The 22,098-nt window shown below is 33.7% G+C and carries 16 protein-coding genes and 5 pseudogenes; 9 read left to right on the top strand and 12 right to left on the bottom strand.

The window, feature by feature from the left end:
- Positions 1-51 precede the first annotated feature (51 nt).
- Together AC2D8K_RS02115 and AC2D8K_RS02110 are read right to left on the bottom strand one after the other, a co-directional pair.
- Positions 52-1,502: pseudogene (locus AC2D8K_RS02115) on the bottom strand (SulP family inorganic anion transporter).
- A gap of 386 nt (positions 1,503-1,888) precedes the next feature.
- A complete protein-coding gene (locus AC2D8K_RS02110; protein WP_002450226.1) occupies positions 1,889-2,365 on the bottom strand; it encodes an arginine repressor in 477 nt (158 codons plus the stop codon).
- 436 nt (positions 2,366-2,801) lie between these two features.
- On the opposite strand from AC2D8K_RS02110, the gene arcA reads away from it, so the two are divergent.
- The 5 genes and pseudogenes from arcA (at position 2,802) to AC2D8K_RS02085 (ending at position 8,335) form a co-directional block, all read left to right on the top strand.
- Complete coding sequence (arcA, locus tag AC2D8K_RS02105) at positions 2,802-4,037, top strand: arginine deiminase (protein WP_484697924.1); 1,236 nt, start codon at positions 2,802-2,804, stop codon at positions 4,035-4,037.
- 54 nt (positions 4,038-4,091) lie between these two features.
- Positions 4,092-5,099 (top strand): annotated as a pseudogene (argF, locus tag AC2D8K_RS02100) (ornithine carbamoyltransferase).
- Between the two features lie 110 nt (positions 5,100-5,209).
- Positions 5,210-6,644, top strand: a pseudogene (gene arcD, locus AC2D8K_RS02095) (arginine-ornithine antiporter).
- A 16-nt stretch (positions 6,645-6,660) separates the two neighbouring features.
- Positions 6,661-7,602, top strand: a complete 942-nt coding sequence (gene arcC, locus AC2D8K_RS02090; RefSeq protein WP_484697923.1) for a carbamate kinase — start codon at positions 6,661-6,663, stop codon at positions 7,600-7,602.
- Between the two features lie 19 nt (positions 7,603-7,621).
- Complete coding sequence (locus AC2D8K_RS02085) at positions 7,622-8,335, top strand: Crp/Fnr family transcriptional regulator (RefSeq protein WP_484697921.1); 714 nt, start codon at positions 7,622-7,624, stop codon at positions 8,333-8,335.
- Positions 8,336-8,623: 288 nt separating this feature from the next.
- On the opposite strand, the gene AC2D8K_RS02080 is transcribed toward AC2D8K_RS02085, so the two are convergent.
- The 3 genes from AC2D8K_RS02080 to AC2D8K_RS02070 all read right to left on the bottom strand — a co-directional run bounded on the left by AC2D8K_RS02080 (position 8,624) and on the right by AC2D8K_RS02070 (position 11,656).
- Positions 8,624-9,691 carry a 3-hydroxyacyl-CoA dehydrogenase gene (locus AC2D8K_RS02080; protein WP_311634435.1) on the bottom strand — a complete coding sequence of 356 codons (1,068 nt, stop codon included), beginning with the start codon at positions 9,689-9,691 and terminating at the stop codon, positions 8,624-8,626.
- The gene (locus AC2D8K_RS02075) at positions 9,684-10,439 is read right to left on the bottom strand and encodes a 3-hydroxyacyl-CoA dehydrogenase (protein WP_484697920.1); all 756 of its coding nucleotides are present in this window, start codon (positions 10,437-10,439) and stop codon (positions 9,684-9,686) included. The genes AC2D8K_RS02080 and AC2D8K_RS02075 overlap by 8 nt, the downstream gene beginning before the upstream one ends.
- Before the next feature lie 686 nt (positions 10,440-11,125).
- Positions 11,126-11,656: a hypothetical protein gene (locus AC2D8K_RS02070; protein WP_124228009.1), complete on the bottom strand. Its 531-nt coding sequence runs from the start codon at positions 11,654-11,656 to the stop codon at positions 11,126-11,128.
- Between the two features lie 287 nt (positions 11,657-11,943).
- Between AC2D8K_RS02070 and AC2D8K_RS02065 the strand changes: the two genes are divergently transcribed.
- Both AC2D8K_RS02065 and AC2D8K_RS02060 read left to right on the top strand, forming a co-directional pair.
- On the top strand, positions 11,944-12,102 hold the full coding sequence (locus AC2D8K_RS02065) for a hypothetical protein (RefSeq protein WP_185291337.1): 159 nt from the start codon (positions 11,944-11,946) through the stop codon (positions 12,100-12,102).
- Positions 12,103-12,330: 228 nt separating this feature from the next.
- Entirely contained in the window at positions 12,331-12,903 is a 573-nt protein-coding gene (locus AC2D8K_RS02060) for an LPXTG cell wall anchor domain-containing protein (protein WP_124228008.1), read from the top strand.
- Between the two features lie 54 nt (positions 12,904-12,957).
- Here AC2D8K_RS02060 and AC2D8K_RS02055 read toward each other — a convergent pair whose 3' ends face one another.
- The 3 genes and pseudogenes from AC2D8K_RS02055 to AC2D8K_RS02045 all read right to left on the bottom strand — a co-directional run bounded on the left by AC2D8K_RS02055 (position 12,958) and on the right by AC2D8K_RS02045 (position 15,397).
- Positions 12,958-14,037 carry a hypothetical protein gene (locus AC2D8K_RS02055; protein WP_185291336.1) on the bottom strand — a complete coding sequence of 360 codons (1,080 nt, stop codon included), beginning with the start codon at positions 14,035-14,037 and terminating at the stop codon, positions 12,958-12,960.
- A gap of 379 nt (positions 14,038-14,416) precedes the next feature.
- Positions 14,417-14,734, bottom strand: coding sequence for an SdpI family protein (locus AC2D8K_RS02050; RefSeq protein WP_484697918.1), 318 nt, complete (start codon positions 14,732-14,734; stop codon positions 14,417-14,419).
- Positions 14,735-14,798: 64 nt separating this feature from the next.
- Positions 14,799-15,397 (bottom strand): annotated as a pseudogene (locus AC2D8K_RS02045) (stage II sporulation protein M).
- 413 nt (positions 15,398-15,810) lie between these two features.
- Between AC2D8K_RS02045 and AC2D8K_RS02040 the strand changes: the two are divergent.
- Positions 15,811-16,134: an FAD-dependent oxidoreductase gene (locus AC2D8K_RS02040; protein WP_221410252.1), complete on the top strand. Its 324-nt coding sequence runs from the start codon at positions 15,811-15,813 to the stop codon at positions 16,132-16,134.
- A 46-nt stretch (positions 16,135-16,180) separates the two neighbouring features.
- The gene (locus AC2D8K_RS02035) at positions 16,181-17,335 is read left to right on the top strand and encodes an FAD-dependent oxidoreductase (protein WP_124228262.1); all 1,155 of its coding nucleotides are present in this window, start codon (positions 16,181-16,183) and stop codon (positions 17,333-17,335) included.
- A gap of 89 nt (positions 17,336-17,424) precedes the next feature.
- On the opposite strand, the gene AC2D8K_RS02030 is transcribed toward AC2D8K_RS02035, so the two are convergent.
- From AC2D8K_RS02030 to brnQ, 4 genes and pseudogenes are all read right to left on the bottom strand, one after another.
- The gene (locus AC2D8K_RS02030; protein ID WP_124228005.1) at positions 17,425-17,691 is read right to left on the bottom strand and encodes an FmdB family zinc ribbon protein; all 267 of its coding nucleotides are present in this window, start codon (positions 17,689-17,691) and stop codon (positions 17,425-17,427) included.
- Positions 17,691-18,884, bottom strand: a pseudogene (fmdA, locus tag AC2D8K_RS02025) (formamidase). The gene AC2D8K_RS02030 and the pseudogene fmdA overlap by 1 nt, the downstream one beginning before the upstream one ends.
- Before the next feature lie 339 nt (positions 18,885-19,223).
- Entirely contained in the window at positions 19,224-20,579 is a 1,356-nt protein-coding gene (locus AC2D8K_RS02020) for an MFS transporter (RefSeq protein ID WP_124228004.1), read from the bottom strand.
- A gap of 159 nt (positions 20,580-20,738) precedes the next feature.
- Complete coding sequence (gene brnQ / locus AC2D8K_RS02015) at positions 20,739-22,097, bottom strand: branched-chain amino acid transport system II carrier protein (RefSeq protein ID WP_185291343.1); 1,359 nt, start codon at positions 22,095-22,097, stop codon at positions 20,739-20,741.
- Position 22,098: the final 1 nt, after the last annotated feature.

Below are 22,098 nucleotides of genomic sequence, written 5' to 3'. Positions count from 1 at the left end.
TTTTACACAATTACCGTCATGAGTTCCTCTATATTTTACAGCTAGTGTCGATTAAATCAACTGGTTATGATTAATCTGACTTAGCTCGGAAATAATCTTTCTACTATCAGAATTTAACTTTTTCACATAGACGGTATTATGATTGGCTTCGAATTTCTGTACGATGGTATCAATCGCATTCACTGCTGAATCATCCCATAAATGTGCATGGTTGAAGTCTAATTCAATGACTGAATGGTCCACATTAAAGTCAATTTGGTTCATCATGGAATCAATAGATACAAAGAAAATTTGACCTTCAAAGTATACATGTAACGTCTCATCAAACATCTCTGAAGTCACATTCACGTTAGAAATCTTAGTCGCGAAGAAGAGTGCACTAAATACGACACCTACGATAACACCAATGGATAGATTATGTGTCATCAATACAATAATAACTGTTAGAATCATCACAAAGGCATCTGTTTTGGGAGCATTTTTAACATATTTAAAGGAATGCCAGTCTACTGTTCCAATAGATACCATGACCATAATTCCCGCTAAAATAGGCATTGGAATTTGCACTACTAAATCCCCTAATACAATAATCATAAATATGAGTACTACACCTGCAGTTAATGTCGATAATCGACTTGTCGCACCTGATTTCACATTAATGACAGATTGTCCGATCATCGCACAACCACCCATACCACCGAAGAATCCTGTAATGATATTTGCGATACCTTGTCCACGAGATTCTTATTTTTACTACTATAAGTATTTGTAAATTCATCTACAATTTTAGCAGTGAGTAAGCTTTCTACTAACCCTACAATCGCCATTGAAACTGAAAATGGTAAGATGATTTGTAATGTCTCCAGTGTGTAAGGTACTTGTGGAATAATGAAATGAGGCAATGCCTGTTTAATCGTACCTAAATCACCAACAGTATGCACATTGGCACCTGTAAACATATATAATGCTGTTAATAAAATAATCGCAATTAATGGTGCAGGAATTGCTTTAAAGAATCTAGGTACAATATATACGATTAATAAAGTAATAATGACATAAATGTAAGTCGCAATGGATATATTAAAAATATGCTCAATTTGAGATAGAAAGATCATAATACCTAATGCATTAACGAAACCAATCATTACGGATTGTGGAATGAACTTCATCAGTCTTCCTACTTTTAAAATACCTAAGACAAGTTGAATCAATCCCATTAAAATCGTCGCTGCAAATAAATATTCCACGCCATGTTCCTTCACGAGTGGTGTCACAACAAGTGCAACAGCACCTGTAGCACCTGAAATCATTGCCGGTCGTCCACCAACAATCGCTGTCACTGTCGCTATGATAAACGCCGCATATAAACCAATCATCGGGTCCACCCCCGCTATGATTGAAAAGGCAATCGCTTCTGGAATTAAAGCAAGTGCCACTACAATACCTGCTAGTATATTTTTCATTGGTTGATTAAACCACTGAACTTTCCAACTATCTACCATGACATCCGCTCCTTTTCATACTATTTAAATTCAATATTGATAAAGCGCTCATTACGTCCCTATCGTATTTAAAATATGCATATACTTGCACTTTGCATACATATGCCATCACCACTTTTTTAGCAATAAAATAGAGCGAGTAAGAAACCATTGTGTCATTCAACTTGGTTTCATCACTCGCCCATGAAGGTGGCTATCTTATCATCTCATTAGAATTGTTATTTATTGACTATCCTACGTGCCACTCACTATATGACATATATCAATTGAATCGCGTTTTATTTGTCGAATTGAAACCTTACGCATTATAACATCAAGCACGCTTCAATGGCAAAATTCATTTTGATACTTGTCATCGACTTTTAATATACATCACGTCACATGAATCATGACTTTAGTTCTTCTTGATACGTCTGTCCAAATAATTGATAATGTACAAATTCAGTAACATCGGCTGAACTAACTAATATCAATATCGTATCATTACCACCAACTGTTCCTAATACCTCATTTAAATTAAGCTGGTCGATATAAAAGTTCACACTTTGCGCAAATCCTGGCGATGTTTTGACAATAAGGTAGTGATCTTTAATTGTGACCTTTTCGATCTCATCATTGTAAAAAGCTATGAGTTTCGTTTTCGCTTCGTTTTGAGCATTATCATTAAACTTTCGGTAACATCGATCATTATTGGCGGTAGGCATTTTATATATTTTAAGTTCATTTAAATCTCTACTAATCGTTGCCACACTATATTTGATACCAAAATGTTTATCAAGATAGTCGACAATTTCGGCTTTTGAACGTATGTCATTATCTTTCACAATTGTCGATATTAAATCCAATCGTTTACTTTTTCTCATATTTATTTACTCCTTTATCTGCATATTTCACAAAATACAGACAAACTTCATCACAAATACCATATCAAATTTCCTTCATACAATATGTGAAGTATTTCTCATTTATAACAATTTTTATAAAAAGTTTTATATTGATGTATAAAAATCTTCTTAAAATATAGATAGATTTAACATTTATAGTTAATTAATCATGCATGACTATCCATACATTCAATCGAATAAAAAATCATATTATATTAATTATTTATTATCGTATTAACTTAATATACATGTAGTTATAGGTTTTATGCGTTTATATGGCATAATCTATCATCAAATTGCATTGAATAAATATTTTATATGAGATATTCGACATTATCATTGTGAAAAGATTCTCAATCTCTATGTTGAAAGCGCTTTATACTCTAGATGTATTAAATCAAAGGAGGAAATAACAATGGAAAAAGGACCTATCCACGTAAACAGTGAAATCGGCAAATTAAAAACGGTATTACTTAAACGACCAGGTAAAGAATTAGAAAATTTAGTACCTGATCATCTAAGTGGATTGCTATTTGACGATATTCCTTATTTGAAAGTTGCTCAAGAAGAGCATGACCATTTCGCGCAAGTACTTAGAGATGAAGGTGTCGAAGTTGTTTATTTAGAACACCTAGCTGCAGAAGCCATTGCAGATGCCTCAGTTCGCGAACAATTTATCGACGACATTTTAAAAGAATCACAAAAGACTGTCCTCGGTCATGAAAAAGAAATTAAAGAACTGTTCGCGACATTAAATGACCAAGAACTTGTAGAAAAAATTATGGCTGGTGTACGTAAAGAAGAAATTCAATTAGAAACGAATCACCTCGTAGAATATATTGATGACCGCTATCCATTCTATCTCGATCCAATGCCAAACCTTTACTTCACTAGAGACCCACAAGCATCTGTAGGTAGAGGAATGACTATCAACCGTATGTATTGGCGTGCCCGTCGTCGTGAATCTATCTTCATGACATATATTTTGAAATATCATCCAAGATTCAAAAACGACGATGTCCCAGTTTGGTTAGATCGAAATTCACCATTCAATATTGAGGGTGGCGATGAATTAATTCTATCTAAAGATGTACTTGCAGTTGGTATTTCTGAACGTACCTCTGCACAAGCTATCGAACGCTTAGCAAGACAAATTTTATTCGATGATCAATCTACATTTACTAAAGTACTTGCCATCGAAATTCCAAACAGCCGTACATTTATGCATTTAGATACAGTATTTACCATGATTGACTACGACAAATTTACAATGCATGCTGCGATTTTCAAAGAAGAAGATAACATGAACATCTTCACCATTGAAAAAGATGAACAAGGTCAAGACATTAAAATTACGCACTCAAACAAATTAAAAGAAACATTAGAAGATGCGCTTAATATCGACAATATTGAATTTATCCCAACAGGTAATGGTGACGTTATCGATGGTTCCCGTGAACAATGGAATGACGGTTCTAACACATTGACTATCCGTCCAGGGGTTGTCGTAACTTACGACCGAAACTATGTATCTAACCAATTATTACGTGATAAAGGCATTAAAGTTATTGAAATTACAGGTAGTGAATTAGTCCGTGGTCGTGGGGGCCCAAGATGTATGAGCCAACCATTATATAGAGAAGATATTTAATTCAGTACACACATGTACTTTACTAATACATTTTAAAGAAATGAGGAATGAATCATGTCAGAAATTCAACAACCACTTAACTGAAAAGGTAGACATTTATTAAAAGAAGATGACTTTACGAAAAAAGAATTTAGCGATTTAATCGATTTCGCTATTACTTTAAAAGATTATAAACAAAAAGGGATTCCACATCGTTATTTAGATCATAAAAATATCGCCCTATTATTTGAAAAGAATTCTACACGTACACGTGCAGCCTTTACTGTTGCCTCTATTGATTTAGGTGCACATCCTGAATTCTTAGGAAAAAATGATATCCAATTAAGTAAAAAAGAATCTGTTGAAGACACAGCTAAAGTATTAGGAAGAATGTTTGATGGTATCGAATTCCGCGGTTTCTCACAAGAGATGGTGGAAGACTTAGCTAAATATTCAGGTGTACCTGTATGGAATGGTTTAACGGACGCATGGCATCCAACACAAATGTTAGCTGACTACATGACAGTTAAAGAAAACTTTGGTCATTTAGATGGCATCAAACTTACTTATGTGGGTGACGGACGTAACAATGTGGCTAACTCACTACTTGTGGCTGGACCAATGCTTGGTGTAGACGTAACAATTTGTTCTCCTAAAGCACTCTTCCCATCTCAAGACTATGTTGATATTGCAGAAAGACGTGCCAAACAAGACGGTGGTTCAATCACAATTACAGATAATATTGACGAAGGTGTTAAAGATGCCGATGTTATCTACACTGACGTGTGGGTATCTATGGGTGAAGAAAGTGAATTTGAATCACGTATTAAATTATTAAAAGACTATCAAGTTAATAGAGCTATGTTCGATAAAACTGGTAAAGATAGCACGATTTTCTTACATTGTTTACCAGCCTTCCATGATACGAATACAACATATGGTCAACAAATCAAAGATGACTATGGTTTATCTGAAATGGAAGTCACTGACGAGATATTTAGAAGCAAACATTCTAAAGTATTCGATCAAGCAGAAAACCGTATGCATACGATTAAAGCTGTGATGGCAGCTACGCTAGGATAGTTTGCAATTAAAAAGAAGACGCAGGTTTGGTTACGATACCCTCATATCACTGAACTCCTATATATGAATCACAACTGAACCTGCTTATTTATTCAAAGGAGACATGACATATGAGTGAATCAGATGGAAATAAATTAAGTAAAACCTCCTTGATTGGCCTCGTCATTGGTTCAATGATTGGTGGCGGTGCATTTAACATTATTTCTGATATGGGTAATCAAGCTGGTGGTTTAGCCATCATTATTGGTTGGATTATCACAGCAATTGGTATGATTTCCCTAGCCTTTGTCTTTCAGAATTTAACGAATGAAAGACAAGACTTAGATGGTGGTATCTATAGTTATGCACAAGCCGGGTTCGGTGATTTTATTGGATTTTCAAGTGCTTGGGGTTGTTGGTTTGCAGCCTTCTTAGGCAACGTGGCCTATGCCACATTATTAATGTCAGCAGTCGGTAACTTCTTCCCAATATTCAAAGGGGGAAATACCTTACCAAGTATTATCGTTGCTTCTATCCTTTTATGGGGCGTACACTACCTCATCTTAAAAGGTGTAGAAACAGCTGCATTTATTAATAGTATCGTTACTGTTGCTAAACTCATCCCTATCTTACTTGTCATCGTATGTATGATTGCTGCGTTTAACTTTGAGACCTTTAAAGCTGGATTATACGGTATGACAAGTGGCGATACTGGCATATTCAGTTGGGGTGATACATTAGGCCAAGTGAAAAGTACAATGCTTGTAACGGTCTGGGTATTTACAGGTATTGAAGGTGCGGTTGTCTTTTCAAGCCGTGCTAAAAGTAAAAAAGACGTCGGTACTGCAACTGTGATCGGTCTTATCTCTGTATTAGTCATCCATCTATTTCTTAATGACTGTTCTCGCACAAGGTGTCATTCAACAGAATCATATTTCAGAACTATCTAACCCATCTATGGCTGCAGTCTTAGAACATATTGTAGGACATTGGGGTTCAGTACTAGTCAACATTGGTTTAATTATTTCAGTATTAGGTGCTTGGTTAGGATGGACACTACTCGCAGGTGAATTACCCTTCGTCGTTGCGAAAGATGGCCTATTCCCTAAATGGTTTGCAAAAGAAAATAAAAATAAAGCACCTGTCAATTCATTATTAATTACGAATATATTAGTACAAATCTTTTTAATCAGTATGTTATTCACAGAGAGTGCTTATCAATTCGCCTTTTCACTCGCATCCAGTGCGATCCTTATCCCATATATGTTTAGTGCTTTCTATCAAGTTAAATACACTTACTTAACGAGAGAACGTGCTACAACGAAACAATGGGTTATTGGTATTATCTCTTCTGTTTACGCGATTTGGCTCGTTTATGCAGCGGGTATAGATTACTTACTATTAACTATGTTGCTCTATATTCCAGGCTTATTCGTTTACCAAACCGTCCAAAAAAATAACCGGAAACCTTTAAGCAAGGTTGACTATATCTTCTTTGTATTAATCACAATTCTAGCAATCATCGGCATTTTCAGATTAATCACTGGTGCCGTAAATGTATTCTAATTAAGGAGTGAACGATATGGATAACAAAATCGTCATCGCGTTAGGCGGTAATGCCATACAAACTGATGATGGCTCAGCCGACGCACAAAGAAAAGCAATACGTTCGACAATGCAAGCACTCAAACCTTTATTTGATACTGATGCAGACATTGTTATCTCTCATGGTAACGGTCCACAAATTGGTACGATGTTAATCCAACAAGCTAAAGCAGATAGTCCACAAACCCCTGCCATGCCGCTTGATGTTTGTGGTTCCATGACCCAAGGTATGATAGGATTTTGGATAGAGACGGAAGTCAACAGAGTACTTGCTGAAATTAAGAGTCCAAGACGTGCAGGTACAGTAATTACTCGTGTTGAGGTCGACGAACATGACCCCCGCATGTCTAACCCTACTAAACCGATTGGACCATTTTACACTAAAGAAGAAGCTGAGCAATTACAGCAAGCCAATCTAGAATCAACTTATAAGGAAGATGCTGGACGTGGTTACCGTAAAGTGGTACCTTCACCTTTGCCAGTGTCTATTTTAGAGCATCAACTCATTAGTACATTAGTAGAGAATCAAAATATCATCATTGCATGTGGTGGCGGCGGCATACCAGTTATTAAGCGCAACGACACATATGAAGGTGTCGAAGCTGTAATAGATAAAGACTTTGCCAGTGAACGCTTAGCACAACTCATCGACGCTAATACTTTAATGATATTAACGAACGTAGAGCATGTATATATCAACTATAACGAGCCTAATCAAGAGGCATTAACAAACGTTGACGTTGCAACGTTAAAACAATATGCCAAAGATGGTAAATTTGCCGAGGGTTCTATGCTTCCTAAAATCGAAGCTGCCATTGATTTTGTTGAAAGTGGTGAAGACCGACGCGCGATTATCACTAATTTAGATAATGCATATGAAGCATTCAAAGGACATGTTGGCACACAAATCGAGCATTAATCACTAAGGTGGTGACTTTATGACAAACAACCAATCACGAGGCATTGCAATCGATAATTCAATAATCACAAATCATAGTGATCAGTGTCTTGAACGACTTGCCCAATTGATTCACATCCCTTCTGTTGCTTTACAACCTTACAAAAATGAATGTATCGTTAGACAATATAACAAAGGACAAGTCATTTACTATTTTTCTGACGAATTAACACATATTTACTATTTGATCGATGGTTATATATTAAGAGAACAATTTAGTATGAATGGTGATGTATACCGCATCTTAAACAAGGATGATAAATTATTCCCCATGCATAATCTCTTCCAAGAGAAGACAACGAATGAAATGTGTACAGCCATTACAGACTGTATCATGATTGCCGTTCCCATTGATTTTATTGAATATCTATGTAGAAACAATGACAAAGTGTTTATTAGAATTTACCAATTGTTATGTAACAATCAGAAACAACAAATTGAATATCATATGGCACTCAGTTCTAAAAGTGCAAAAGAACGCGTGATTAAAATATTAATTTATTTATGTCACATGATTGGTTATGATAACGATGCATTTTATGAAATCAAATCATTTTTAACGATTCAAATGATTAGTGATCTTGCAAGTATTTCACGTGAAACAACTGGCCATATTATTCAAGAATTGAAAGAGCAAAATATTTTGCTTAAGCACCATAAAAACTGGATTATCAGTAAACAAATTTTAGCGTAATCATTTTATCCCATAAACTCATATTCACCCCATCCCATGGTTAATCAGCATATGAAGACCTCCTTTTATTAACGTGACATGGTGATTAACCGACTAAAGCTCGACAAAGATCAATGTAGCGATCGCTGTCGAGCTTTTTTGATACGCTTAATCAATAGCAAAAACCCCTTTACTACGGCGGATAGTAAAGGGGTTTGGGGAAATGATTTATATGTCATCTATTGAATGATTTTAATTATTAAAGGGAACTGTCACTAATGAATCTTTACATCTACTATTGCAGAATGCTTATTTTAAGAAATCTGGTTCTAAATATGGTGCACCGTTTGAGTAGTCATAGAAACCTTTACCTACACCACGGCCTAATTCACCTTTATCGATTTTACTTTGTAATAAATCAACGACTTTACCATCGATTTCATCGTTAGATTCTTGGTAAATAGCATTTAAAATGTGATACATCGTATTTAATCCAATGATATCTACAATAGCTAATGGACCATGAACCGCATGGAATCCGATCATCCATGTTTTATCAATTGTTTCAACATTTGCAATGTCTTTAACTAATAATTTAAGTCCAGCATGTAGTAATGGAATTAATAACGTATTTAAGATATATCCTGGTTGTTCTTTGTGAATTGGAATTACTACTAAGTGAATATCACGTGCAAATGCTAAGATTTTATTAAATGTGTCTTCTGTTGTTTTGCTTGCAACCATGACTTCATCAGTGTTTTTAAGCCATACACCATTTGAGAAGTGTAATGCCGCGAATTTTTCTGGACGACCAGTTAAATCTTCAAAGTCACTTGGTCTTAATGTAGAAGAGTTTGTAACGATATACGCATCTTCATTTAAGACTTCGCTTAATTGTTTATAGAAATCTTTTTTAATATCAGTGTTTTCTGGTACAACTTCAATAACTAAATCTGCATCTTTGGTTGCTTCAGCTAAATCAGTGTAGTAACTGATATTTGATTCGAATTTGTCTACAGTAGCGTCATCCACATTCATATCTGATTTGTAATCTTGTTTAATTTGTTTTATACGGCCTTTAGCAGCTTCAATCGCATCATCACTAATATCATAAAGTGACACGTTAAAATTACCAGATGCAGTTTGGAATGCGATTTGACTACCTAAGACACCGCCACCTGCGACAGTAATATTTTTAAATCCGTGTGTTAAATCTTTGATTTCTTTTGGATTATCGAAGAAGTCTTTGCTCTTGAATTCAGGGTTTGGATAATTGTAGAAACCTTTACCTACAGATTTACCAAGACGACCTTCTTCTACCATACCTTCTAAGAATCTAAGGTAGTTTTTAGCCCATTCTGGTGAATTTTCATCCATTTTTAGATTTTCTGATATTTAAATGTGTCGCGATACCAACGATATCATTCATACCAAATGGTCCATGTTCATCGTTTGTCGCTTTCATCCATGTTTTATCGATCATTTTATAATCTGCAACTTCGTTACCTAGTAAGTAACCTGCTTGTGTTACTAAAGGTACAAGTAATGAATTTAAGATATAACCTGGTTGTTCTTTGTGGATTGGAAGTGGTACCATACCGATTGCTTTCGCAAAGTCTAAGACTTCATTAAAGATTTCATCTGAAGTATCTTCCGTACGCATCACTTCACCTGTATTACGTAGCCAAATTTCATTAGCAAAGTGTAATGCTAAGAATTTTTCTGGTCTACCTGTAACATCTTTAAATTGACTTGGCGCAAATGTTGAAGAATTTGTTGCGAAAATTGTTTTTTCAGGTGCACTTTCACCTAATTGTTTATAGAAATCTGTTTTAATTGAAACAACTTCTGGAATGGCTTCAATAACAATGTCAGCATCTTTTGCTGCATCAGGAATACTAGTACTAAATTGGATTGATTGATACGCTTGTTCTACTTTCTCTTCAGTCGTATCTAAATCATCTAAATAACGTCCTTTTAAGATATTCAAACGCTCTTTGACTTTTTCTAAAGCCTCATCATTAATATCATATAACGTTACGTTAAATCCGTGGAATGCACTTTGGAAAGCGATTTGGCTTCCTAGTACACCGCCACCTGCGACTACTACGTTTTTAAAATTCATCTCTTATGCCCCCATAATTCATATTGCTTACAATTCAAGTATACGCTTAAAATTTATTTATTTGAACTGAATGCCTTTGGATAATATATAAATAATTGAATGGAATTTGCAAAGTTATATAAGTGTATGTATATGGATGAAGAAATAGAGTGAGAATGAGTCATTGAGGAGTTATCAGAAGAAAGATATGGATAGGTAAAACTTGAACATGTGTATCACCTTTTCCGTAGTTGAATATAAAAAAGCCCCCTTCAATATAGAGATGATTGCGAGTACGTTGAAGAGAGCGTTGTGAGACGAAATATTTGTACAATATAATTAGCTATAAAAATGCGACCGATTGTGACTTCGATTAAATCATTGTTTTACGTCAAACGTAAGTTTAATAACTATCACTTTTTAGTTTTAACGGGAACTCCTATAATTATTAATAAGTAATTAATAAAAAAGATTATATAAATCAACCTATTTCCAATGTTACTTGCTATGTCCTGATCAGTCGATATTAATATTACATTTATAATAATTAATACGATGATGATCGACATATATACTTTATTTTTAATAAGGATAGGATCAAACCTCCCTGTAATCTATTATGAAGTTAAAACTTATGATACACATCTCTTTTCGCTTTTTACCAAGTTGCTTCATTCATTTTAATGTGAAGGATATAAAATTATATTTTAAGATTGATGTTTATCAATCATTTGTTCAAAATGAAATTTAATTTTTTGTACAGTTTGTTGTTGTTCCATTTTCACTGAAGCAATTCTATAAGTCCCATCATATGTTTTAATTTTCGTTACTGCATCTGGCATAAATATGGTTGCTTGACCTGGGTAGCTTACATAGATAGCTTTTTTTACATCTTTATAATAGCCAATATATTTCTGATTACCTACATGTAATTCATATTGATCCCAACCTAATTGAATTAAGGTAATCTCCCTCATAAAAATCTGATTATGTAGATACTTAAAAAGTATGGCAGGTATAAAAAATCCTACAATACAACCTAAAATATTTATAAAAACTAGATCCACTAGAAATGCTAGATTAATAATTATCACCATCACTACCATTGCTAGGTAAATAAAAATGATACCAACTATCACCGGTAATATTAAAAATTTGTTATATTTCAAACGTTCATGATCAACAACCACTTGCTTACCACTTATAGTCCCTTGATAAATAGCATTCTTTATTTGCATATAAGTCCCCCATTTTAAACAGCTACAGATAATTTGAATATCTATGTAATGATACATTTAAATCCGAAATGTCTTCATTAAAATTATACAATTATTTCGTTTTTATATAAATGATATATTTAAATATCTTAGATGCGATTTCTTTATAAAATCAAAACCAACAAGTACAAAACAATCAGCTAGTACAACAAAATCCTCAACAAGCACAAACAAATACAAATACAACTCAAGATAAGCAACTGCAAGATATAGAAAATTATGAAGCTTATTTAAGAAGTAAAGAGAATATGACCGAATCTGACTTTAAGAAATATAATCAGCTAGTTGGAGATAGACAACTACCTGGTGATGTAGCACAACGCACTGGTCATAATGGTGTCTTATCTGATGATTTAATGACGAATAAAATACATTATAGAAAATCTGAATTTAGCTTTTGTCTTTAAATTTTAATTTAAGGTTTGTTTCCTATAGATAAGGCGACAAACTTTTTATTTTGTTTTAATATAATGATCAAAACCAAAAAATCAAATAAATACAGAATCAAATTAAACTCAATATTTTTATATAGCTTAGACATTTACAAAATATTTAAAATTATCATTTTTTTATTTAGTGGTTTGTGTTAGAATTTAGTTGTAATTTTCAAAATATTTATAGATGGGGGATTTTTTATGAAAACTACTAAAATTTTAGGGGCAACAACATTAGCAGGTGCATTATTATTTACAGGAGTAGGAGCTGCTCATTCAAATGAAGCTCATGCAGATTCACAAAACCAATTTACAGTAGCCAACCAAACTGAATGGCAAATTCAACATGATCGCTTATTACAAGGACGTCTTTCAGGTAAAGGTGGCGGTGAAGGCGGCGGTCCTGGTTCTGTAAATAGCTATGATAAAACATACCAAGAATATCTTGATAATAATAAAAAATATGCACAAGAAAATGGATTAAAATTTGACATTCGTTCTGAGAAAGAATCAGCCGAATTATTCAAAGATGATGACAGTGTAAATTTTGAAGCAGAAGCTAATAAATTACATGGTCAACAACAAGCACCTGATAACACAGTAACTACTCAAAACAATAACCAACAACAAGCAGTTCAAAATAATGCCACACAAGCACAAGAACTACCAGCTACTGGTGAAGCAACAGACAATGGTCTAGTAGCATCAATTGCTACGGCATTATTAGCTGTTGGTTCATTACTTACTTTCAAACGTTTTTCAAAAGAAAAATAGCTCTAATAATATGCAAAAAGAGTACAAATTTGTACTCTTTTTGTCTATATTAACTTAATACTTACTTCTAGGATTATGAGGATTCATATCAGCTAATTCATCATGTATAGCTTTTTGATTTCTTTGTACTTTTTCATAACCTCTGTTGATATCATTAGTCAACTTCTCGATGTTATTGTTTGACTGATGAATCCCTACATTAAGTTCATTTAATAACCTTTGTTGTTGCTGACCTTGATGATTGATTGCTTGAATAGTTGCTTTTTGATTGTTACTCATACTATTTAATGTATTTTGAATATCATTTATATGAGATTTCAATTCATTCATATTTTTTTGATCTCTATATACATTGATGATTTCTTTCCAACTGTCACCAAATCCAGCATTTAAAATTGCAAATAATGTAGATAAAATATCTAGACTTCTAAACTCAGATGGAAGATATGTTTCTAATTTTTGCGCTTCATTCTCAAAATGGGTATAAATCGATTGATAATCATTCCTTATTTTACTATCAAACCTTTTATGTTCAGATAAAATATATTGCTTGTCACTTTCAAACTGTGCCTCACACCTAGCAATCTCTCTATTAAAGTAATCTTGATCTAGCGCTCTTGCTACAGTCCATTCTCTATATTTAGCTTTGTATATTCTTCTTTCAATAAATCCACCAACAAAACCTAATATCAAATCTACCATTTTATAAGTAACAAAACATAAAATAGCAGCTAGGATTTTGGAAATAAAAAAGAGATTAAGAAATACTATTATTGCAATGATTACTGATAACACCTTACAAATTATATTGATAGGTTTTACAATCGAATCTCTACGCTGCTTATATTTAGCATCAATTTTATCAGTCTCAGGCGTATAATATTTTAATGTTTCTTGCCTTTCATTGTAATCACTAGTAATAGTCTCTAATTTTCTATTTTTCTTATCATTATTGTTTTTCAATAATTTATTATATTGTGCTTGTCCCTGATTAATAGTATTTCTTATATTATATAACATTAAAAAGTATGATTCTAATTCGTCACTATTCATATTTCGCAAGACTTTATTATCGGGTACGCTTTTGTATTTACTTTTGAAACTATCTACACTTTGGATACTCAAATTTTTCATTAAAACCCCACTTTTTTACTATTTAAAGTGCAACTTATACAAATATGATGAGTTAAGTCGCTTAAACTAAATATTAAATTTTTAACCTTCTCTATATATTTATGCATTTTAACTAGACATTAAGATGTATTATATACATCTTAATGGACACCATACGTCCGTCATTTAAAATAATTTTTAAGTATTCTACCTTTAAATCTCATAGTTACTATTTTAAAGTCCCATGTCCTCATTTTTTCGTCTATTTCACATATAATGATTATTCATAGAAAAAGGACTAACACTGATACCACAGTGCTTGTCCTTTATCATACTTATATTAATATTACATTTATGTATACTTAAAATCTCATCATCTAACTTCATAATATTTTTCCATTTATAGTTTTCTATTCACACTCCAATGGAGTACACCTAATAATATTAAAATAATTCCTGTCTGTATTAATATAGACCCTATTAATTGGTTTTCTAATTTCAATATAATCAATGCTATATCACACATTACGAAAACGACTGAAAACATGGCACTATATTTAAATATACTTTTGTTGTAATGAATAAATAAAAATTGTGCTTTAAGCCATATTTCATCATTTTTCATTGACTTTTTAGATCTAAAACCATACCATCGATTTCTTTCTTTTGGATAGGTTTTACTATATAAAATACCTATCACAATCAATAAAAGGCTCATAGGAAAGAGTAACAAGTGTATCTCCTCTATTCGTAAAAATTTCAAATAAACATCATCATTTAGATTATATCAATATACTATATATCCATTCAGTGAAGTAAGTTTCTAAAAATGCTGCAATAATATATAAAGGTAGCGCAATTAAGATATATGTTTTAATTAATTGAATTAACGCTTGTTTAAATGAAACATTTTGTTTTTTCTCTTTTCTAAACAAATTGCTGATTTTTCTAACAATTGCTTGATTTAATTTAAATAAACTACTGACAACAAAGCACATCGCAAGTATTTCAACAATGGCATGTGGAATTGATGATACAATTATTATCAAACCTTTATGAAAGTCAAAATTGATTACGAATCCGAACATAATTCCTATAATTGTACTTGTAGAAATTAAATTTACGCAATATAGAAATGGAATAGGAATTAAAGAGAGTATTAACATTTGTAAAGGCACTCTAAAACCATTATTTATGATATATTCCCACACTTTATTTAAACCAGTAGCTTTGATGGTATTTGGTCTCCGATACTTTTAAAAGTATCAAGAGATGGACTAAATATACTAGATAAAATAAAGCTTATAATCAAAATAATCATCGAAAATACAAACCATTTCATAGTCCTTTGAACATAATGTTTATCGCTTATATTTAACATAGTCTTCTCCTTTAACTATAGATGAAAATCCATGGAAAATAACATAAGCGCTTTCATAATATTAACTACACATATAATATATAATGAAAAACGCTAATAATAATTTAGTATAAATATGTAATCTATGTCGACTATTGAAAGTATAGTATAGTGTAATTACTGTAAATACCCCCCCTAATATAAATATTTTTAATTTATTATTAAAAAAGACATTTAAAATTTCAAATATAGCCATTATACCCAATAAAAATAATGATACATTCATTCTTCTGCTTTTTAAATCTTCTCTATATCTTTGGTTTAATCAAATCAACTTTAACGATACTCAACATGTAATTAAGCATATCGAATCAGAGTTTGATGGATGGCCTGAATCATTAACAGCACTCATCAATCAAACAGAACGTCAGCCTGTGTTACGTAAAGTCTATGCATTGCCAATAGGGCATCGCTGGAAGCCAATGAAAGGCGTCACATTGATTGGTGATGCAGCTCATTTAATGCCACCTGCAGGAGAAGGTGCTAATTTAGCGATGTACGATGGCGCCATGTTAGGACAAGCAATTGCAAACCACCCAAACGATATCAATCAAGCCATTGCAAGTTATGAAAAAGACATGTTTCCACGAAGTGAAAAGGCTGCAGCACATGCAGACCAATTCTTAGATATCTTATTAGGAGAGAACACACCATATCAATTAGCGGAAATCTTAACTGAAACACTAGATGGAAAATAAATATAGCTATTTTAGATTCATTAATTAAAAAAGAAAAGGAATGAATATGATGTCCCAAACTGAAAACAATCACATTACAATTATCGGTGCGGGGCTTGGTGGACTTACACTTGCCCGCGTACTGCAATTAAATTCTATCCCAGTGACTATTTATGAAAAAGAACCTTCAGCTGAATCACGAACGCAAGGTGGGCAGTTAGACATCCATGAACGTGACGGTCAAATCGCATTACAAAGAGCTGGACTCTTCGACCAATTCCAATCAATCATCCATGATGGCGGTGCAGCTGCTAAAGTACTTGATAAAGACGGCAATACTATTGTAGATATCCCAGATGATGGTACTCACGGTCGACCTGAAGTACTTCGCGGTGACTTACGACAAATACTACTCCAATCACTTAAACCGAATACCATCCAATGGGATAAAAAGTTAACAGACATTCAAAGTTTAGAGCACGGTCAACACCGACTTTCCTTTGCTGATGGAACAACGGTGACAACCCAAATCCTTGTCGGCGCAGATGGTACTTTCTCTAAGGTACGTCCTTTAGTCTCTAATGCCACGCCTCAATACGTGGGTACATCATTAATTGAAACGTATTTATATGATGTAGACAACCAACATCCTTCCGCAGCCAATGTAGTGGGTCAAGGTGCTATGTATGCTCTTGCACCTGGTAAAGGGATCCAAGCACATCGCGAACCAGGAAATGTCATTCACACTTATATTGCTTTAAGACAAACAGAGGCAGAATTAGATCAAATTGATTTTAATAATTCTAACGTTGCACTTAAACAATTAGCTCATCAATTTGACCAATGGCACAATGACTTATTAGCACTGATCACTGAAAGTGAAAAAGGTCCAATTCTACGTAAAATACATGCCTTACCTGTAGGTCATCAATGGGATCGTGTACCTGGAGTTACGATTTTAGGTGATGCAGCACATGTCATGACACCAGTTGGTGAAGGTGCTAATTTAGCGATGTTTGACGGATCCGAATTAGCACAAGCAATTATTGAACATCCTAATGATATTGAAACAGCATTCGCACAATATGAACAAGCTTTATTCCCACTTAGTGAAAAAGCTGCAGCAAGAGCCGACCAAATGTTAGGCAAACATTTAAGTGATCGTTCACCGTATGACTTTGCGGAGGTTCTTTCTAATAAGGAATTAGATGGCACAAATTAATATAATCTCACTTTTTCCTGATAAGTTAACCCTCTCACATGAACTGTAGTGAGAGAGCTTTTATTATGTCATTTGGTTGTCTACAAAGACTAATGATCTGCCATCCATGGTCTGCTTTGTTTGGTTGGTTTGGGTGTCATTTTCGGTAATTGATCTTTGGACATGATGCGAGGTGTTTGCCCTCGTTCAATTCTTTGTTTCAGTTTTCCATCCATTTTATAGGTTTGGAATGTCGAGAATACGCGCTTTGCATCATGATGACATTGTGGATATTCTGCCATATCATGTTGTGCTTTCATAGATTGGCGTAAAGTAAATTCGCCACATTCTTTACATTCATAAGTATATTGAGGCATTATTGATCAGGCTCCAAATTCGGTACGATGTCATCTTTGAAAATTTCTCTTGGAATCGCAATCGTACAACATGCATTAGGCACGTCCACTATACCTGCGACTGTACCTTGTACCGGTGCAGTACCTAATAACATATAAGCTTGTTCACCTGTAAATCCACGTGTTTTTAGGAATTCAATCGCATTTAATACCGCATTTCAATACGCTGTATTGGCATCTAGATATGTTTGTTTACCACTAAATTCATTTACAGAAATACCTTCAAACACAATATAATCTGTATAATTCGGCATTACTGGTCCTGGTTTAAACGCAGGATTCTTTTTAATATGATATTTTTCCATACCATTTTTAATAACGTTGACTCTTAAATCAATCCATCCTGGCATTTCAATACCACCACAGAAAGTAATTTCTCCATCCCCTTGAGAGAAATGTAAATCTCCAACTGAAAGTTTTGCACCTTCAACAAATACTGGGAAATAGATACGAGAGCCTTTTGATAAGTTCTTAATATCACAGTTTCCGCCATTTTCACGAGGTGGTACAGTACGCGCACCTTCTCTCGCCACTCTATCAAAGTCTTTACCAGTTAAAGTGCCAGCTACAACCGCATCAGTATCAGGTAAGTTAGCTAAGACTGGTTCACGATTTGGATCCGTATCCACTAATTCTTTCTCGCGACGATTCCATTCATCTAGCATCTCTTGAGTAGGTGCCACACCAATTAATCCTGGATGAATCTGTCCTACAAATTCAACACCTGGTACATGTCTACTCGTTGCATAAATACCATTAAAATCCCAAATTGATTTCTGTGCATTTGGATAATGATCAACTAAGAAGCTACCACCATTTGTTTTATCGAAAATACCATTGAACCCCCATTGATGTTCATCAAAAACACCAATATCTAAGATATCTACTACAAGTAAATCACCTGGTTGTACGTTGTTTACGTGTACTGGACCACTTAAAACATGTACACGATTTAAGTTCACGTGTTTAATATCACTCGGATCATCATTATTGGCAACTTGTCCATCTGTCCAATCTAAGCATTCCATTCTAAAGGATTCCCCTGGATCTACTGAAAATGCTGCTGGAATATCAGGATGCCATCGATTGTGTCCTGGATGTGCTTGTTGATCCATCTTCTTGTTTAAATCAATACTAAATAACTTTTTAGGCATATGCCCTTCCCCCTTACATATGAAAGTTAATTATGACTGATTATTAAGTTATCTAAATATTAACACAATTAAAGTTACAAAATATATTAAAATGTGTATATTTTTATTAATTGGAATTATTACGATAAACAAATGATATAAAAGGACATGTTTGAACATTCAAGGGGAAGTAGGGTAGGGGAAGTTATATAGAAATACTCAATAAATAAGACTTCCGTTTGTCTACCTTCAGACACACGGAAGTCTTACCCTTGGTTCTATAACCCTTGTCATTTCAATCTTTATAGTGGATTGATACAATTATACTCTCATTGATTCACTTTCTAGCCTATACTTAAATTATTCATCTTCAACATTTTTACCAACAGGTTCCCATTTCAATACAAATGTAATGACAAGACCGATTAGTGGTACGAGACCAATCCATAACATCGTTTGATTTAATCCGACTGCTGCTAATATAATCGGAAATACAAACGTTCCTATAATACTACCCGTTCGACTCACTGACTCCACAATACCTGTCGCTTGTGAACGTAAATGTGTTGGGAATGATAATGCACCAATTGTCTTACCTTGCGTTCCTGGTCCACCTGAATGACCGAATAAGAACAATGCAATTAAACATGTATTAATCACCATTGGTAAGTTATTGTAAAATAGGCCTGTTACAACCATAACAAATAAGACAATACCGAAACCTATCATTGTAAGTTTTCTTGTACCTAGACGATGTGTATACTGTGCACCTAAGTACGCACCGATGATACCAGCAACATTGACAATTGCTGTACCAAATAAGACCCCTAGCTTATCCTCACTTATCATATATTTAGCAATAATTGGAATATATAATCCCACTGCATAGTACTGCATACCTTGTAATGTTGATATCGCTGTTGCTAGTGTTAATCTCTTTAAATATGGTTTTTTAAGTAGTACTTTATATGATTGTTGTTGTGCGTTTGATTGATGTTCTCCTTGTCTTTCATCTAATTTCAACTGCACATCGTAATGTTTCTGAATATAGTGTGTCGCCTTTTCAAGTGAAAAGTGATCAATAATCCAAGTCGGACTTTCTTGTAAATACTTTAATCGCATGATATATAGCACTAAAGCAATACAAGCACCAAATCCAACTGCCATACGCCACAATGATTCTCCTGCTCCCATTAAGAAAAATGCAATGACCACTAACGACGATGTCACAATCGCTATGTACCATACGACTTGCCAGTAGTTAACGTTACGACCTCGTTGGACTTTGTTACTAATTTCTGCAATAAATGTAAACGCTACTGGACTGTCCATACCTATCGCAATACCCATCAGAAACCTAAATATCAATAAGATCATAATATTAGGCGAAAATGCTGCACCTAAAGACGTAATCATTAATATTAACAATGATATTGAAAGGATACGCTTTCTACCAAATCGATGCGCGAGCGTCCCTCCAAAAATCGCACCCATTAATGCACCTACAGGTAATGATGTCATCACGAATGACAACATGGTTGGAGATAAATTGAATTCTTTCGTGATTTGGTCTGTCATCGTTCCTAAAATGGTAATATCATATGCATCTAAAAATATCGTTCCTAATATCATTAATAACAACATATTGGATGTATGTTGTTTGTCCGCGTCATCAATGATTCGATATAAATCTTGCTTTGACTTCACAATTTCCATATTAACCATCCCTTATTTTATTTTAGATTAAGCGTAATTAATGATTATTAACTCATTGTTAAGCGCAAATAAATATTTATTTAAGTCATACGCTATCGCTCTGTCATTGTTTAAAAAATAGCGCCTATCTCAAATGTAAGATAGACGCTATATAGTCAATTATTCTGTTGTCGTTGACTTATTCGAGCGGATTTTATAAACAATCAATCCAATGATAAATCCGATTAATGCCGGTAGAATCCAACCCATACCAATATCAAAGAATGGTAGGTATTTTTCACCCAATGAAATGATAAATTTAGCGAATGATGTTTTCAAAAATGGCTCTGGACTAGCCTTAACACCATCAATAAATGACGCAATCATTGTGAAGAAAATCGTAAATCGATATACAATTTTCGAATGATTGAATAATGGACTTACTAAAGTTAATAAAATAATTGTAATGGCCAATGGATAAATGAACATCAATACTGGCGTTGAATACATAATGATTTTAGTTAAACCAACATTAGCAAAAATACATGCTAAGATACTGACCACTGTCGCAAACATTAAGTAACTACGTTTCGGGAATAACTCTGTAAATGTTTCAGAGAACGCAGTGATTAAACCAATCGCTGTTTTTAAACATGCGACAATAACGATCAGAGATAATACGATAATTCCGTAATTCCCAAGATAGTGTCTCGCAATTTGAGCTAATGCAATACCACCATTTTCACTCACTTTAAATTTACCAATACTCATCGTACCCATAAACGCAAGTAAACTATAGATAATCCCCATTAAAACAATACTGATTGTTCCAGATTTAAATGTTTCTTTGGCGATACTGTTAGGATTTGTGATACCTAACTTTTTAATCGTAGATACAATAATAATACCAAAGGCTAATGATGCTAATGCATCTAACGTGTTATAACCATCAATGAATCCTTTAAGTAATGGACTCTTATCGTAATCTGCACTCACAGGCGCATTCGTTAACCCACCTAATGGATGGATGAACGCTAAGACTACAACAATACCTAATAAAACTAAAAAGACTGGATTTAAAAATTTACCTATGTAATCTAAAATTTTAGACGGCTTTCTCGCAAAGAACCAAGCTAATAAGAAGAAGATAATACTAAAGATCGGTAAGTAAATCTTCGCAACATCAGGTGAAATGAATGGTGAAAATGCAATTTCAAAAGATGTTGTTGCTAACCTAGGTAACGCAAAGAATGGCCCAATGACTAGATACAAACCAATCGTAAATATGTATGCATATGTTTTACTAACTCTTGACGTAATTTCAAAAATACCGTTTGTTTTAGACATACCGATAGCGATAATACCTAAAAACGGTAATCCGATAGCAGTAATTAAAAAGCCTAAATTGGCAATAAATACGTTTGACCCTGCTGTTTGTCCAAGATGAATTGGGAAAATAATATTCCCAGCACCAAAGAATAAACCAAATAGCATTGATCCGATAAAAATGTTCTCTTTTAAAGTCAATTTGTTTTTCATC

Source organism: Staphylococcus sp. 510 (assembly GCF_057219715.1).
Note: the sequence above shows the minus strand (reverse complement) of the source record. Positions and strands in the feature narration are given on the sequence as shown.

Bases quoted from the DNA above. Each gene is read 5' to 3' on its own strand.
- AC2D8K_RS02030 (WP_124228005.1), bottom strand. From the start codon at position 17,691: ATGCCTCAATATACTTATGAATGTAAAGAATGTGGCGAATTTACTTTA.
- AC2D8K_RS02080 (WP_311634435.1), bottom strand. From the start codon at position 9,691: ATGGATGAAAATTCACCAGAATGGGCTAAAAACTACCTTAGATTCTTA.
- brnQ (WP_185291343.1), bottom strand. From the start codon at position 22,097: ATGAAAAACAAATTGACTTTAAAAGAGAACATTTTTATCGGATCAATG.
- AC2D8K_RS02075 (WP_484697920.1), bottom strand. From the start codon at position 10,439: ATGAATTTTAAAAACGTAGTAGTCGCAGGTGGCGGTGTACTAGGAAGC.
- AC2D8K_RS02070 (WP_124228009.1), bottom strand. From the start codon at position 11,656: ATGCAAATAAAGAATGCTATTTATCAAGGGACTATAAGTGGTAAGCAA.
- AC2D8K_RS02060 (WP_124228008.1), top strand. From the start codon at position 12,331: ATGAAAACTACTAAAATTTTAGGGGCAACAACATTAGCAGGTGCATTA.
- AC2D8K_RS02020 (WP_124228004.1), bottom strand. From the start codon at position 20,579: ATGGAAATTGTGAAGTCAAAGCAAGATTTATATCGAATCATTGATGAC.
- arcC (WP_484697923.1), top strand. From the start codon at position 6,661: ATGGATAACAAAATCGTCATCGCGTTAGGCGGTAATGCCATACAAACT.
- arcA (WP_484697924.1), top strand. From the start codon at position 2,802: ATGGAAAAAGGACCTATCCACGTAAACAGTGAAATCGGCAAATTAAAA.
- AC2D8K_RS02065 (WP_185291337.1), top strand. From the start codon at position 11,944: ATGACCGAATCTGACTTTAAGAAATATAATCAGCTAGTTGGAGATAGA.
- AC2D8K_RS02055 (WP_185291336.1), bottom strand. From the start codon at position 14,037: ATGAAAAATTTGAGTATCCAAAGTGTAGATAGTTTCAAAAGTAAATAC.
- AC2D8K_RS02085 (WP_484697921.1), top strand. From the start codon at position 7,622: ATGACAAACAACCAATCACGAGGCATTGCAATCGATAATTCAATAATC.
- AC2D8K_RS02110 (WP_002450226.1), bottom strand. From the start codon at position 2,365: ATGAGAAAAAGTAAACGATTGGATTTAATATCGACAATTGTGAAAGAT.
- AC2D8K_RS02035 (WP_124228262.1), top strand. From the start codon at position 16,181: ATGATGTCCCAAACTGAAAACAATCACATTACAATTATCGGTGCGGGG.
- AC2D8K_RS02050 (WP_484697918.1), bottom strand. From the start codon at position 14,734: ATGAGCCTTTTATTGATTGTGATAGGTATTTTATATAGTAAAACCTAT.